Raw genomic sequence first — 422 nt, 5'->3', positions numbered from 1 at the left:
ATCCACCTCGCGCCAGCATGCTGTTGGTCACTGATCGACGACCAGCCGCAGCGCCCGCGATGCCGGCTGCAGCTGGACCTGCCTGCCCCAGTCGAAGGCGATGAAATCCTGCTCGATGCCGTCGGCGAAGATCACGCCGCCCTCGTTCATGCGCGATGTGATGAGGAGCGGGCTTTCGGTGATCTTGCCGGCGCGCAAATTCGTGGCGGTGGCGACGCTCGGAAACGGCTCGCGCACCCAGAAGCCCACTGCGTGCTCTTCGCGGCCGAGCGACAGGTCGAGATGCGCCGCTTCCATGATCGAGCGCGCCCAGCCCGTCGCGCCGGTGCCGGAGGCGACGATGAGGCCGCTGGAGGAATGGTTTTCCGCCTCGCCCTCCGCCTCGATCCGGTACCGGGCGGACTGGTGGCTGCGCTGGCCGA

The 422-nt window shown here is 68.2% G+C and carries 1 pseudogene; it reads right to left on the bottom strand.

From position 1 onward, the window contains the following. Positions 1–27: 27 nt before the first annotated feature. Positions 28–422: pseudogene (locus tag EOA29_RS40320) on the bottom strand (hypothetical protein); the annotation flags it as partial.

The sequence above is a fragment of the Mesorhizobium sp. M1E.F.Ca.ET.063.01.1.1 genome (genome assembly GCF_003998155.1).
GTDB lineage: Bacteria > Pseudomonadota > Alphaproteobacteria > Rhizobiales > Rhizobiaceae > Mesorhizobium.
This window is presented reverse-complemented; position numbering and strand designations above follow the sequence as displayed.